The organism is Vibrio sp. Vb1166, assembly GCF_033338695.1.
GTDB classification, from domain to species: Bacteria; Pseudomonadota; Gammaproteobacteria; order Enterobacterales; family Vibrionaceae; genus Vibrio; species Vibrio alginolyticus.
This window is the reverse complement of sequence record NZ_JAWOTE010000004.1, coordinates 24,758-37,690: the sequence shown is the minus strand read 5'-3', so window position 1 is coordinate 37,690 and position 12,933 is coordinate 24,758. Positions and strand designations below refer to the sequence as shown.

General features: G+C 45.6%; 15 protein-coding genes. 6 read left to right on the top strand and 9 right to left on the bottom strand.

The genetic code is table 11. The features are described from left to right. Window positions 1-27: 27 nt before the first annotated feature. Both R7E51_RS06035 and R7E51_RS06030 read right to left on the bottom strand, forming a co-directional pair. On the bottom strand, window positions 28-339 hold the full coding sequence (locus tag R7E51_RS06035; protein WP_206957594.1) for a cupin domain-containing protein: 312 nt from the start codon (window positions 337-339) through the stop codon (window positions 28-30). 9 nt (window positions 340-348) lie between these two features. After that, complete coding sequence (locus tag R7E51_RS06030; RefSeq protein ID WP_005374358.1) at window positions 349-999, bottom strand: Qnr family pentapeptide repeat protein; 651 nt, start codon at window positions 997-999, stop codon at window positions 349-351. Between the two features lie 495 nt (window positions 1,000-1,494). Between R7E51_RS06030 and ompW the strand changes: the two genes are divergently transcribed. The 3 genes from ompW to R7E51_RS06015 all read left to right on the top strand — a co-directional run bounded on the left by ompW (window position 1,495) and on the right by R7E51_RS06015 (window position 4,866). After that, the gene (ompW, locus tag R7E51_RS06025) at window positions 1,495-2,139 is read left to right on the top strand and encodes an outer membrane protein OmpW (protein ID WP_054576497.1); all 645 of its coding nucleotides are present in this window, start codon (window positions 1,495-1,497) and stop codon (window positions 2,137-2,139) included. 214 nt (window positions 2,140-2,353) lie between these two features. Next, entirely contained in the window at window positions 2,354-3,379 is a 1,026-nt protein-coding gene (locus tag R7E51_RS06020) for an HlyD family secretion protein (protein ID WP_054576496.1), read from the top strand. Next, window positions 3,376-4,866, top strand: coding sequence for an MDR family MFS transporter (locus R7E51_RS06015; protein ID WP_054576495.1), 1,491 nt, complete (start codon window positions 3,376-3,378; stop codon window positions 4,864-4,866). The genes R7E51_RS06020 and R7E51_RS06015 overlap by 4 nt, the downstream gene beginning before the upstream one ends. Window positions 4,867-4,962: 96 nt before the next feature. On the opposite strand, the gene R7E51_RS06010 is transcribed toward R7E51_RS06015, so the two are convergent. Continuing rightward, the gene (locus R7E51_RS06010) at window positions 4,963-5,208 is read right to left on the bottom strand and encodes a Rho-binding antiterminator (RefSeq protein WP_054576494.1); all 246 of its coding nucleotides are present in this window, start codon (window positions 5,206-5,208) and stop codon (window positions 4,963-4,965) included. 181 nt (window positions 5,209-5,389) lie between these two features. Between R7E51_RS06010 and R7E51_RS06005 the strand changes: the two genes are divergently transcribed. Then, window positions 5,390-6,526 carry an MBL fold metallo-hydrolase gene (locus R7E51_RS06005; RefSeq protein WP_206957592.1) on the top strand — a complete coding sequence of 379 codons (1,137 nt, stop codon included), beginning with the start codon at window positions 5,390-5,392 and terminating at the stop codon, window positions 6,524-6,526. Window positions 6,527-6,602: 76 nt separating this feature from the next. Here R7E51_RS06005 and R7E51_RS06000 read toward each other — a convergent pair whose 3' ends face one another. From R7E51_RS06000 to R7E51_RS05980, 5 genes are all read right to left on the bottom strand, one after another. Next, entirely contained in the window at window positions 6,603-7,028 is a 426-nt protein-coding gene (locus R7E51_RS06000) for a VOC family protein (RefSeq protein WP_017634369.1), read from the bottom strand. 173 nt (window positions 7,029-7,201) lie between these two features. Next, entirely contained in the window at window positions 7,202-7,687 is a 486-nt protein-coding gene (locus R7E51_RS05995) for a VOC family protein (protein WP_005374344.1), read from the bottom strand. A 139-nt stretch (window positions 7,688-7,826) separates the two neighbouring features. Then, entirely contained in the window at window positions 7,827-8,156 is a 330-nt protein-coding gene (locus R7E51_RS05990) for a DUF4144 domain-containing protein (RefSeq protein ID WP_033907198.1), read from the bottom strand. Window positions 8,157-8,180: 24 nt separating this feature from the next. After that, window positions 8,181-8,717 (bottom strand): DUF924 family protein, encoded by a 537-nt coding sequence (locus R7E51_RS05985; RefSeq protein ID WP_206957590.1) that lies wholly within the window; start codon window positions 8,715-8,717, stop codon window positions 8,181-8,183. Window positions 8,718-8,786: 69 nt separating this feature from the next. After that, window positions 8,787-10,634 carry a M3 family metallopeptidase gene (locus R7E51_RS05980; protein ID WP_206957588.1) on the bottom strand — a complete coding sequence of 616 codons (1,848 nt, stop codon included), beginning with the start codon at window positions 10,632-10,634 and terminating at the stop codon, window positions 8,787-8,789. 276 nt (window positions 10,635-10,910) lie between these two features. Here R7E51_RS05980 and R7E51_RS05975 point away from each other — a divergent pair, with 276 nt between their 5' ends. Next, the gene (locus tag R7E51_RS05975) at window positions 10,911-11,273 is read left to right on the top strand and encodes a hypothetical protein (RefSeq protein WP_017634365.1); all 363 of its coding nucleotides are present in this window, start codon (window positions 10,911-10,913) and stop codon (window positions 11,271-11,273) included. A 70-nt stretch (window positions 11,274-11,343) separates the two neighbouring features. Here R7E51_RS05975 and R7E51_RS05970 read toward each other — a convergent pair whose 3' ends face one another. Next, window positions 11,344-11,517, bottom strand: a complete 174-nt coding sequence (locus R7E51_RS05970) for a hypothetical protein (protein WP_005374332.1) — start codon at window positions 11,515-11,517, stop codon at window positions 11,344-11,346. A gap of 234 nt (window positions 11,518-11,751) precedes the next feature. Between R7E51_RS05970 and R7E51_RS05965 the strand changes: the two genes are divergently transcribed. Beyond that, window positions 11,752-12,894, top strand: coding sequence for a sugar diacid recognition domain-containing protein (locus R7E51_RS05965; protein WP_005374330.1), 1,143 nt, complete (start codon window positions 11,752-11,754; stop codon window positions 12,892-12,894). Window positions 12,895-12,933 lie beyond the last annotated feature (39 nt).

The window sequence follows — 12,933 nt, the reverse complement described above, 5'->3', positions numbered from 1 at the left end:
ATTTTTTGGTTTAAGATCGTTTTGTGTTTATTGATAAAACACCGCCAACCAGATGGTTTCTTGCGTTGGGTCAGTCCAGCTCACTTTGTGTTTGGTATGAGCTGGAATCGTAACGTGATCGCCTGTCTCAAGTCGTTGCACGACACCTGATTCAAAAGTCAGCTCACCTGCTCCTTTAAGAACCAAGACCCATTCATGTTCTTCTTGATCGTACCAGCCACTTTCGGGAGAGGTTTGCCCCGTTGAGAGAATGCGTTCTATACGCAGGTTTTTGTGGGTCAGCAGGTCTTCGAACACTTCCTCGTCGAGGTTATTCGGTAAGTCTTTAAACAGGTTCATGGCCTTTCCTTAGAGAATGATCAGTCCAAAAGGCGCAAGCAATTGCTCTTGTTGCCAATCACAAATTTTAACACCAAACAGAGAAACGCGGCGAACATCCAGCCCGTCTAGTTCGACATGAGTCAGATCACACTGCTCAACGTTAAAGGTTCCCCATTGTTCTGGCGAGAATTCGCAGCGAGATAAATCCGAGCCTTTGAGAGTTGCCCCTGCGAGGTTCGCACCGTTCCAACGGTTTTCAAAGAGGTCACATTTTTCTAGTAACACTCGCTCGAAGTTACAGTAGGTGAGGTTGCAGCCAGTAATAAAAGCAGAACAGAAAAACATGGTGTTACTGACGCGATTAGCAAAGTTCGCACCTTGGAAGTTTGCCCCTTTGAGATCGCACTTACGTAGCTCCAAGCCCATACAATTTGCGCCGTTAAACAGGCTCATCGCCAACATGCAGTTCGTAAAGCTAGCGTCTTTTAAGTTCGCGAAGCGAAAACTACACCCTTCTAGCGCTTTGGATTCGATAAAGCGACAGTCGATGAACTTAGCATCGCGCAGATCGGCATGGTCGAAACAGCACATATAAAAGTGGCAGTTTTTAAAGGTAGCATTCTGAAAATCGTGATGAGAAAAGTTTTCTCGTTCAAAAATGAGATCGGTTTTTAACATGTCTTCTCCTTAGTTGCGAGCAGACTAGCACTCCAAGTGACTGATTTTCCAGAAAAATAACTTCTTGTATTTCAGTGTTTTACAAACCCCTCAAATCGCGATTTTAAGGGGTCAAACGAGCTTTTTAAGTGGGTTGTTTTTTGAAAATAGAAGACGTAGAGGGCGAAAAAAGTTTTTGCTGGCTACGAGCCTTAACGAGAGGATTCGCATTTATGGGTATGCATGGCAACTCACACGCACAGTTTGCATTACAGAATTGTATCCTATTTGCATAATTTGTTGATCAATATGGCGTTTCTCCATACAAAAAACCTATATTTTTCACAAATTGATTTCCATCAAAATAGTAGGGTTTCTATGTGCTAGATTGCGCACAGCTCAAAAAGATATAGATACCCGTGTGCTTCAAGGCGCTGAGTTTACTTGAAATCTCAGATCAGTTAGCAGGCACCCCTTTGGGTACGACATAACGAAGCCCTACGAAAGGAAATAAAAATGAAAAAAACAATCTGCAGTCTAGCAGTGGTTGCTGCACTCGTGTCACCAAGTGTTTTCGCTCATAAACAAGGTGACTTCGTTCTTCGTGTTGGTGCGGCGTCTGTCGTTCCAAATGACAGCAGTGATAAGATTCTTGGTTCTCAAGAAGAGTTAGAAGTTGACTCAAATACGCAGCTTGGTTTGACGTTTGGCTACATGTTTACAGACAACATCAGTTTAGAGCTTCTAGCAGCAACACCATTCAGCCACGATATTTCAACAGACTTGTTAGGTCTTGGTGATATCGCGGACACCAAACACCTTCCACCAACGCTTATGGTGCAGTACTACTTTGGCGAGCCACAAAGTAAGTTCCGTCCATACGTGGGTGCAGGTCTCAACTACACCATGTTCTTTGATGAGGGCTTCAATAGCACGGGTAAAGGCGCTGGTCTTTCAGATCTTAAGTTGGATGATTCATTCGGTCTAGCAGCGAATATTGGTGTGGATTACATGATCAACGATCAATGGTTCCTCAACGCCGCTGCGTGGTACGCAAACATTGAGACAGAAGCAACTTATAAAGCAGGTGGAGTGAAGCAAAAAACCGACGTCAAAATTAACCCTTGGGTATTTATGATCAGCGGCGGTTACAAGTTCTAAGAAAAACCAGTAGTTACACGCACATTACTATTATTGGCATGACTTTGGGGGCGGTTACGGGGACTGCCCCTCTTTTTTATCCTCGTTTTGATTGCACATCATTTACTCCACTTAGCAACATGCAAAATTGGATCTTTACCTTGCAGATCATTTTATTGTCGGAAGATCGAAAAGTCCTACACTGATCACATAATTGAACAAGTGGACAATATAAATGAGCGACGACATCGCAAAGCATTCTTCCTCCAGATCTAAGCTGGTAAAAACTCTTTTCTTTACTCTCTGTGTTATCGCATTTGGTGCGATGTATTGGTCTTGGCAGTATTCAGACAGTCACCCAAGCACGGAAGATGCCTACGTTAGGGCAAAAATTTTGTCGGTAGCGCCTCAGGTAAAAGGCCAAGTGGTTTCTGTGGATGTTAAAGATTTCCAATCTGTTAATAAAGGTGACCTACTGCTAAAGATAGATTCACGCCCATATTTGTTGGCCGTGAAGCAAGCAAAAGCGGCATACCAATTGGCGGTCCAGCAACATGACGTTGCCGATAAGCAGGTAACTGAAGCTGTTGCGGGCTTAGATGCGGCGCGCTCTAACCTGACAGAAGCGCAAGTAGAGTACAAACGTACGGATTCCCTAGTGAAACGCAAACTGGCGTCGGACCAAGATTTAGATACGGCAAAAAACAAACTCGCCAATGCCCAAGCGAGCCTGGAGCAAGCGCGCGCAACGGTAGAAAAAGCCATTGCGAACCGTGGTGAAGAAGGCGTAGAGGCTGCGGTCGTTCAACAAGCGGCAGCACAGTTAGCGCAAGCGGAGCTGAACTTGAGCTACACCGACATTACGTCACCAGTGGATGGCATTGCCGGTGAAATCAATACGCACGTAGGCTCGGTCGTTAGCGTGGGTCAAACGTTGTTCCCTGTGATTTTAAAAGACAGCTATTGGGTACGCGCGAACTTTAAAGAAACCGATCTTACTCATATTAAACCTGGCATGCATGCGGATGTGGTGATTGATATGTACCCAGACGTGGTGTGGAAAGCAACGGTAGAACAACTATCGCCTGCGAGTGGTACATCGTTCTCCTTGATGCCACCAGAAAACGCAACGGGTAACTGGGTTAAAATCAAACAGCGTTTCCCTGTACGTTTGGCATTAGAAGTACCGGCCGATGCGCCGCAACTTCGCGTGGGTGCGAGCTCAGAAGTCACCATTGATTTGCAAAGTAGCGTGCAATGAGCCATCAAATTACGGCAGACAAACGGGGGATTGCCACCGTCGCCGTGATGCTTTCTGCCATCATGGTGTTAATCGATATGACCGTTGCGAACGTGTCGCTATCGCACATGATGGGCGCGTTGGGCGCAACGGCAGACCAAATTACGTGGGTGTTGACGGGTTACAGCATGGCGGAAGCGATCTTCATTCCGATGACCAGTTTCTGGGTGTCGCGTTTTGGTGAACGCAAAGTCATGTTGGTTGCTGTGATCGGTTTTGTGATTGCCAGTGCGCTTTGTGGGCAAGCACAGTCTCTTGAAGAGATGGTGCTATTTCGCATTATCCAAGGCGCTTTCGGCGCGTCGGTGATTCCATTGGCGCAGTCGACGTTAGTGCAGATTTATCCGTATGAGCAAAAAGGCAAAGCGATGGCGATTTTCTCCATCGGCATTTTGCTTGGTCCTATTTTGGGCCCAGTTGTGGGTGGTGTGATCACCGACAACATTAACTGGCGCTGGATTTTTTACATCAACTTGCCATTCGGTTTGATCTGTACCTCTTTGATTTATCGCTATATCCACATCGACAACAAATCCAAACCTAACTTTGACTGGTGGATCATCGGTTACATGGCGTTAGGTGTGGGCGCGTTGCAGTTTGTGTTGGATAAAGGGAATGAAGAAGACTGGCTCGACTCACGCATGATTCAGACGGCGATATTGCTCGCAGTCATGGGATTGGTGATGTGGATCTATCGCAGTTGGAAAACCAAAAGTCCAATAGCGCCATTGTGGCTGCTGAAAGACCGAAACCTTATGGTCTCGTCATTGATGATTGCCGTGGTGTCGATGGCGATGTTTGGCCTGACGACTCAACAACCAATGCTGTTGGAAAGCTTGCTGGATTATCCGGTCTCAACCACTGGTTTATTAATGGCACCGCGTGGGTTGGCGTCAGCGGCGATGTTGATTTTGGTGATTAAGCTCAATCCGCAATTCGATCCCAGAATCAAAATAGTCTTTGGCTTGAGCTGCATCGGGATTGGTAGCTATTTGATGACGCAGTACTCACTGCAGATCGATACATTTTGGATTGTGATGCCGAGTATGATTCAGGGGATGGGGCTTGGTTTAACCTTCTCGACGCTATCCACCTTGGCGTATTTAACGATTCCGAAAGAGCAATCTGTTGCGGCGGCGAGTATTTACAATCTGTTCCGTACCATTGGTAGCTCGTTTGGTATTTCTATCGCCACCACGTTCCAATATCGTGATAGTCAGCAGCAATGGCATGCGCTGGGAGAGGGTATTAATCCTTATAATCCTAACTTGCATGACTGGGCGGCCAATCAGGGGCTTTCTATTACCGACCCGGTTGCGTTAGACCAATACCAACAGATGTTGCAGCAGCAATCGCAAATGGTCGCGTTTGTGCACACCTTCCAGCTTGTGGGAGTGATGTTCGTGATCATGATGCCGATGCTGGTTTTCATTCGGTCGCGTGAATAACATGAAGTTCCGGTGAATAGTGTAAGAGAACGCCTCTCAAGTTGTGTCAGCTTGAGAGGCGTTTTTTATTGGACAGTGCCAGTGAAAGAAGGACGTTTACTCTAATGTCACTTCGTCAAAATGCGGATTGGTTTTGAGCGCGCGCATTGCGACTAATTGTTCAGTCGGGAAGGCGGTGTGCTCACCATCCATATCTAAAAACAAGCACTCTTGTCGCTGCATGTCGTAGCCTGTGTCGAACGCGTTGCCCTGATGAGTTTCACCATTTTTTAGTGTGATCTCGATAGGGAGCTTAAACATACAGGCGATTTCAATAAAATCGTATTGGCTGCAAGTCACCATAGCTTTCTCCTTTCAAACCGACGCAGTATTCAGAAGGTTTGAGAACCGCTTCCTTAATATAGAAAACGTTTGATTGAAACTGAATCTTCATCTTACACCTCATTTTGGTCACGAAATAGACATACACGCACGTTTTAATAAACCTACTGTTGAGCGTTCGCAAGCGAGACAAAACTACGATATGTCTGAGACGATACTTAAGCGCACATACCTAACGAGTGAACAAAAGACACAAAAGCCAAGTTCACTGATTCCGCCTCAAACCTACCATGCGCAGTTGGCGCACCGTGTTCACCACTCGCCTCAATTTGAAAACGGCCGCGTTAAAAACGAGATGCCAAATGTCCCTAGTCCGCAATCATTCTGGCAGGTGTGTTGGAGTTATTTTGGTGGTAGAACGCCGTTGAGTCCTAACGAACATCTGCCACATTCCCCAATTCAACCTACGCAGTTTGCACAGCGAAGTGAATCGATGCGCGTTACTTGGCTGGGCCATTCCACTATGCTGGTGGAGGTCGATGGCATTCGAATTCTGACCGATCCGGTATTTGATTACGCTTCTCCGTTCATCGCAAAAGCGTGGTTTGAACGCAATATTCCCAATACTCACGCCAGAGATTGTTTGCCGATTCCTGAAATTATCGTGATTTCGCACGATCATTACGACCATTTAGAAGCGTCGACCATACGTTTCTACGCCGATAAACCCGTGACGTTTTATGTGCCCTTAGGGGTTGGCAAGCATCTGATAAAATGGGGCGTTTGCGCAGACAACATCGTGGAATTCGATTGGTGGGATAGCGTGCACTATGCTGGAATCGAACTGATTTGTACGCCCGCTAACCATAATTCGGGTCGTACTTATTTCGATAAAAACGCGACCCTGTGGGCTTCTTGGGTCATCAAAGGAAAAGAAGAGACGCTCTATTTTAGTGGCGATTCAGCTTACGATTCGCATTTTTCCGAGATCGCACTGCGATGTGGACCAATCGACATTGCCTGTTTGGAAGTGGCTGCCGATGTGAAAGGCCAAGGTTATCCGGTCGAAAACTGGGGACACATGCAGGCTCACCATACCGTGCAAGCGTTTCACGATTTAAATGCGAAAAAACTGTTGCCCGTACATTGGGCTACATACGAGCTATTTACTCACCGTTGGGACGAACCGATTTTAGATTTGCTTGCCCATTGTCAAAAAGAACATATAACGCTGCTGACGCCAATGCCGGGGGAGAGTTTTTACGTTCATCAAGAACATATAAATAAACAGTGGTGGCGAGAAAAAGAAATAGGTGAGCTAGCTAGAATTTTGACTTAATAATATGTTCTTACTTCAATAATTATTTGAGAAGTTAACCTTGTTATTTTAAAAATATAACAAGGTTTTTACTCGCTTACTCATCAATCACTTGAGGTTTTAACTCGACGACATTTCCTTCCGGATCATGTATATAGAGTGATCTACCGAACCCTTGTGCGCCATACCGCTTCGCAAACTCTTCGGTTTCAATGCCGCGCGCACGCAGATATTCCAGTAATTCATCCTCGGAAAAAGGCGCCAATTGCAGGCAAAAATGGTCAATATTACGACCATTTTGAACTGGTGGCTTACCGCCGAGTTGGCCCAATTCGCTGTCTACCGTCACTACATCAATCAATGCGTTACCTGCCCTAAGTTGAGTTAAACCAAGTTCCGTTACTTCGCGTTCGACAGGGCAGCCCAAAATGTCTCGATAGAAATGCAACATAGCATCGAGGTTACAGGTCCTTAATACAACATGATCAAGCGCTTTGATGGCGATTGGATTTTTGGTGGGCATGCTTCACTCCTTTTTGCATTGTGTTGAGGTAAGTATAAAGTGACCTTAAAAGTGGTGAGAGAAATGATCAAATTCCAGATGTTTTTTTCTAGAGCGAGTGCAGAAACACTGCAACTCAAAGCAAACAAAAAAGGCTAGCGTATTGCTAGCCTTTTGGAATATGGATGGGGCTATTACTCGTAATCAGAAGCGTAAGTTTCTTCGTAAGTGTGTGAGTAAAGCTCGAATAGGTTGCCGAATGGGTCTTCTAGGTAAACCATTTTCGCAGGCTTATTATCGTCTTCTGGGTGGTAACGCATGATGTCCATGCGAACTTTGCCACCTAGTGCTTCGGTGCGTTTGATAGCACCTTCAAAATCGTCTGTCTGCAAACAGAAATGGAAGATACCGATGCGAGAAAAATCCACTTCATGGCGCTCTTGACGCTCTTTCATTTCGAATAACTCAAGGCCGATGCCATCACTTGTCACAAGGTGCGCAATGTTGAAGCCTTTAAAGCCTTCCCCAAAGACCGCAATACACATTCTGCCAATTGCCGTTTCGCGTTCTTCAATCACTTTCGTGTTGCCCATAACGACTTTTAGACCTAGCGCTTGCGTGTAAAACTCAACCGCTTTGTCCATATCTCCGACCATAATACCGACATGATTCATTTTCATTTGTTTGCTCCCAACATGTGTGTTTGAACGTTGTCTTGTTTCGATGTGGGAGAGTATATGGCGTGATGTTGATTACATGAAATTATCATAAATTATAAAAATGATAATTTTATTTAATGTTGTACATGTTGGGATTGAGTTAGTGAGCTAAGGCCTCAACAGCTTGCCTCACCGAGGTGAAATGAATCTTGATAATGCACCGTTGCGCGAGGCTGAATTCATGCGATTGGATTAATGACGTAACCTCTTCTACGGACAGCGTTCGTTCTTTTGGGTGTAAAAGAGTGGTGTTCGAACCATTGTTTTTCAATTCGAACGTGTTGCCATTTGAGTCAATAACGTAATCATCTTGCCCAAAAATGAGGGCTTCGCATTCAGAGTCTAAGTCGGACTGGGAATGCGTATAGATCAGCTCATCGTCGCCGTCTAGTTTTAGCAAGCATGGCCAGCATACTGCGTGGTCTCTCATGGTTAACTCATTATTCATTGTTATTTAGAAACTTGACCCAGGTTGTTGCAAAAATGCTAACTCTTCAGGTGTGCTTTCTCTACCCAAGATGGCGTTGCGATGTGGGTAACGTCCAAACTGGTCGATGATGGCTTTGTGTTTTAGCTCAAAATCGTAGTTATTTTCAAGCCCTGATGCGCGAAACAATTTCTCAGCTTCGACATGAATGAGGCGAGATTCGCTGTGCATAAACGGCATGTACAAAAAGCTTAGCTGCTCAGGCGCTAATTCTTTATCGTGACCTAACCGAATTGCCTCTTGAGCCAGTGCTAATGCGAGTTGGTCTTGTGCAAACGCTTTTGGGGTGTTGCGATACACATTACGTGAAAACTGGTCGAGGACGATGATTTCGGCCAATCGTCCTTGTGCGCTGTCACGCCAATTAAACAGTTCACAACGAGCCGCTTGTTCTAATACCGAGGCAAATCGCGATGCAATACGCTTGTCCAGTTCTGGGTTGTTTTCAAACCAATTTTTGGGCGATAGCTCCTCGAACCAAAATTTGATGATTTGTTGATGCATGGATCTTCCTTCCTATTGCATTAGCTAAAGAATAAAAAGCCAGAAGGCGAGCTCCTGGCTTTCTGCGTGTTATCGACCGTAAGTCTCTATGATGTAATGTTCAAAATCGTCACACATTTGTTCGTCAGAGATGGCGTTGCTTGCCAGCTCTTTACTGCCGTCGACGACTTTAATCGCGGCGTTCAGTGAAGCGACTGATGCTCGCTCTCGCGTCGCAAGTGAGTCGATTTTCTTCTGCTGCACTTCCCATGCCTGTTCTGGCGACAGGTTACACACGTCTGCAAGGTATTTGGCATTGAAGCCTTCGCCAGTCAGGCTGACAATGGTTTCGTTGTGCGACAAGTGATTGCCTGCGTGCCAGTAGTGTTTTGCCAGCAGTGGGCCAATTTCTGGGTTATCCGTCAGGTAACCAAACTTCTCAAGGAAGTATGCACGGGTCTGATACACCGCCATGTGCGCGAGTAGATAACCTTGATACGCACAAGCTGCTTCGTCGGATAGCAAATGTGGAATCGCCATCAGTGGGCGAGGGCTGCATTCCAAACCAAGGATCTGTTTTTCACAATCGCGAGCGAGCTTAGTGATGCGCTCTGGCGTTAACTCGTCATCGCTCAATTGATACAACGCGCGCTCAAAATATGGCACAACCAAGATGCTACGTTCTTCATAAGCTTTGAATGGCTGACGGCTGTTGATCATTGCTTGAATAATCTCATCAGGCACAGAATTCCCTTCATCATCCAGTGCGTACTGTTTTAGCCAATCGGCATCGGTTAACAGGCTATCACAGAACATCGACTGAGTTTCTGCATAAGCCATTGACGTCGGCGCAAACTCCTGCGAGAAACAAGGCGCGTTCATTTTTACGTTCGCAAAGTGTGCTGCGTGGCCGCCTTCGTGGAACAGCGTGTTAATGCCATCGTAGCCGCTGCCCACTTGGTCTGGTTTGGCATTACTGGTGAAGTTCACCTGCGCTGCGACCCATTCGCCTTGATTATAGAAAGAAGGAATAGGGCCGTGGCAGAACCCATTCGGGTACTTACCTTTGCGATCTAGTAAATCCAGCGTTAGCGTCGCACCAGAGTAATCAATATTTAGGCGACCAAATGATTCTACCCAGCGTCTCAGAGATTTTGAGAACGGCACGTATGGGTCAAGGTCACGCATAACGTCACCCGCGAATGAGTAAACAAAGTTGTAGCCTGCTAGTGCGCTTGCGCCTTTCTCTTTCGCCAAGTTTTCTAAGCTGTTTAGATGCGCATCTCGCGTGCGTTGTTCGAAATCTTCCAAAATCTCGAATAGCTGTTCAGAGCTCATCTTTTCCGTTTTTTGCACGGAGTAATCAAAGAAAGTCGCATAACCGAGTGAGCGAGCGAACTGGTTGCGCAGTTTGATCAGCTCTATAAAGCCGTTTTGCAGTAGCCATTGTTCAAGGTTCAGCAACGCTTGATGAGCCGATTGGCGAACTTCTTCATGATTGCTGGTGCGAATGGTTGAGCTTAATACGGGTAGTGAACCTTCTACTTGCTCGCCGTTCTCATCGGTAAATGTTTGTACGTGGTTCTGTTTTTTCTCGAAGAGCTCAGCTTCAAAGGCAATGAGCTGATTTTTCAACGCTTGTGCTTTTTCGCCCTCGATAGCGTGAGATTCAAACATCGCCAGCCAACCAGATAGACCCGTAATGGTTTGTTGTTTCTCTTGTGGGTCGGTAATTGAGTCCGCGGCTTCAAGCTGTTGTTTGATGGCAGTAATTTGCTCGGCGTTGCTTAAAAAGCTTGTCCATGCCGTTTGTGCTTGCGTCGAGCCATCATGGTCATCGCTGATCCCCATGTAAGTTTCCCAAAAGAAATCTTCTTTGGTGCGGTGAATCGCAAGGTAACGTTGATTGAGGTCGTTGAGGTAATCCGTTGCGGTCATTTTGATCCTTCAAATGGTTTCGTTATGTAGACAGTTGATTATTGCACGCTTGGTCGCGAGAAAGGAACGCTAATCTCATTTGTCGATTTTGCATCGCGTAAAGGTGATTTTACTATTTGTTTACATTTGGGTGAGTTAATAGGAGTTATGAGCTTGCAGTGTTAAGACTGGTATGGAGTTTACAGTTTATTAAGTAATTAATCTGCGGTGCGCTATCGATGATCCTTATCAGGTGTAATAAGATTTCCATATCGTGGCGATACAGTTGGAAACGATATGATAAATAAGACAAAAGTTACGTTATTGGCGGTAGGTACGATTTTAGTTGGATGTTCCACAGTCGCGCCACCAAGAAATGATGCGGTTGAAAGCATTCAACAAAAGTGTTCTGTGATTTTAAGCAATGATGTTGCGGGCGATCAGCGCTGGCAGACGTACAACGGCTTGCTTGTAGAATATGCCGTGCATGGCGTTAAGAGTCAGGCGCAACTGGAACGTTTTGAAGCGTTTGTGCAGAGAGTGCAAGATGATGAGTCTGGACAGTTAGTTACTGAGTTGATTGAGGTCACCGACTGGGGATGCTCAAACGGCAATTATCTTGAAGAGATGAGCTTGTTTATTCAAGAAGTTCAAAAGTAAAAAACCGAGCGTTAAGTCGCTCGGTTTTTCTGTTTGTGGAACGCTTTTGTGCGCTGGCTCGTCAGGACGTTTACTCCTCTGGATACTCGCCCATACCTTGCGTTTTACCTTCCGCTTTCCAATGCTCTCCAGGAGCAAATGCTTCATCGCATAAATCTACGGTGTAGCCCATTTCTGTGATTTCCTTCAAAGTGAGGTTATCAGCAATATTTGCAACTTCCCCCGATTTATTCCGTAACTCCATGTTGATCTCTCCTCTGTAGGTAGACGAGTGGCATCAATGCACAGTGAAGAATGCATTGGTAACCTTTGTTCTAAGTATATAACCCGCTGCTAAAAATGAAGGTTTAATCCACTTTTTAAATATGGGTAATTGGATAATGCTTTGAGCTGCTTCCGTTATTTAGAACCGCAGCATCGCGATAGTTTGCCATTTGTGATTTATTGAGTGATTAAACGGTCAATTTGGAAACTCGAAATGGTGATTCTCGACCACGCTTTAGCACAACAAATTGTTGATCGAACCATGTCCATCATTGGTCACAATGTGAATGTGATGAACTCGGCAGGCATCATCATTGGCAGTGGCGACCCTAAACGTGTTGGGCAAGTGCATGATGGCGCGGTACTGGCGCTGAATCATGGCGATTCGCTAGAGCTTAATGAGCAGCAATGTTTGACGTTGCAGGGTGTCAAACCCGGTATCAATATGTTGTTGAAATTACATGGCGACGTGGTCGGTATTGTTGGCGTCACAGGAGAGCCGGAGAAAATCCGAGATTTTGCAAAACTGGTTAAAATGACCGCTGAACTAACAATCGAGCAAGCTGCGCTGGTGGAAAAATTTCAGTGGGACAGACGTCATCGTGAAGAGTTTATTCTGGCTTGGATCAATGGCAAATTGACCGATGAAGAGCTGAAAGATTGGGCGATGCGTCTTTCTATCGATGTTACTCAACCACGGGTGGCAACGGTGATTGAAGTCTCGACGCCGTCCGCCTCGAAAAGCATGAAGAGTGTGCGCAATATTGTTGAGCTGCTTGAATACCCAGAGCGTAACAACCTGGTTGCGATTGTCTCGGTGAATGAAATTGTGGTGTTGAAACCGTGTCATTCCGCCAAGCAGTGGGATAGCCAAGTTGAAAGTGAACGCATTGATAAGTTGATGTCGCGTTTAAGCGATCACGATTCGCATACGTTTCACATTGCGCTAGGGCAGCTGTTTAATGAGCCTAAAGATGTCGCGTTGTCATACCAAAGCGCGAAGCAGGTATTAGCCATTGGCAAGCAGTTCTACCCAGAGAAACGTAAGTACCTGTTCGATGAACTTCGTTTGCCTGTTTTGTTAGCGCCGTTGGCGGATATTTGGCAAGGTGAACAAATTATTGATGGTGTGAAACGGTTGAAAGAGAAAGACAAATCTGGGCAATTATTGAAAACCCTAGATGCACTGTTTGAATGCAATGGCAATGTAACAGAATGCTCTAAAATGCTGTTTATTCACCGGAACACTCTGCGCTATCGGTTAGAGAAAATCACCGAGATAACAGGGCTACCAACAACCAATTTTGTGGGGTTAGCGGAGCTTTATATTGCGACTCGGCTCTCAAAAATGTCGTGATGTTGTGCATTTGCACAATACGCGTTATTTTTTGACCAC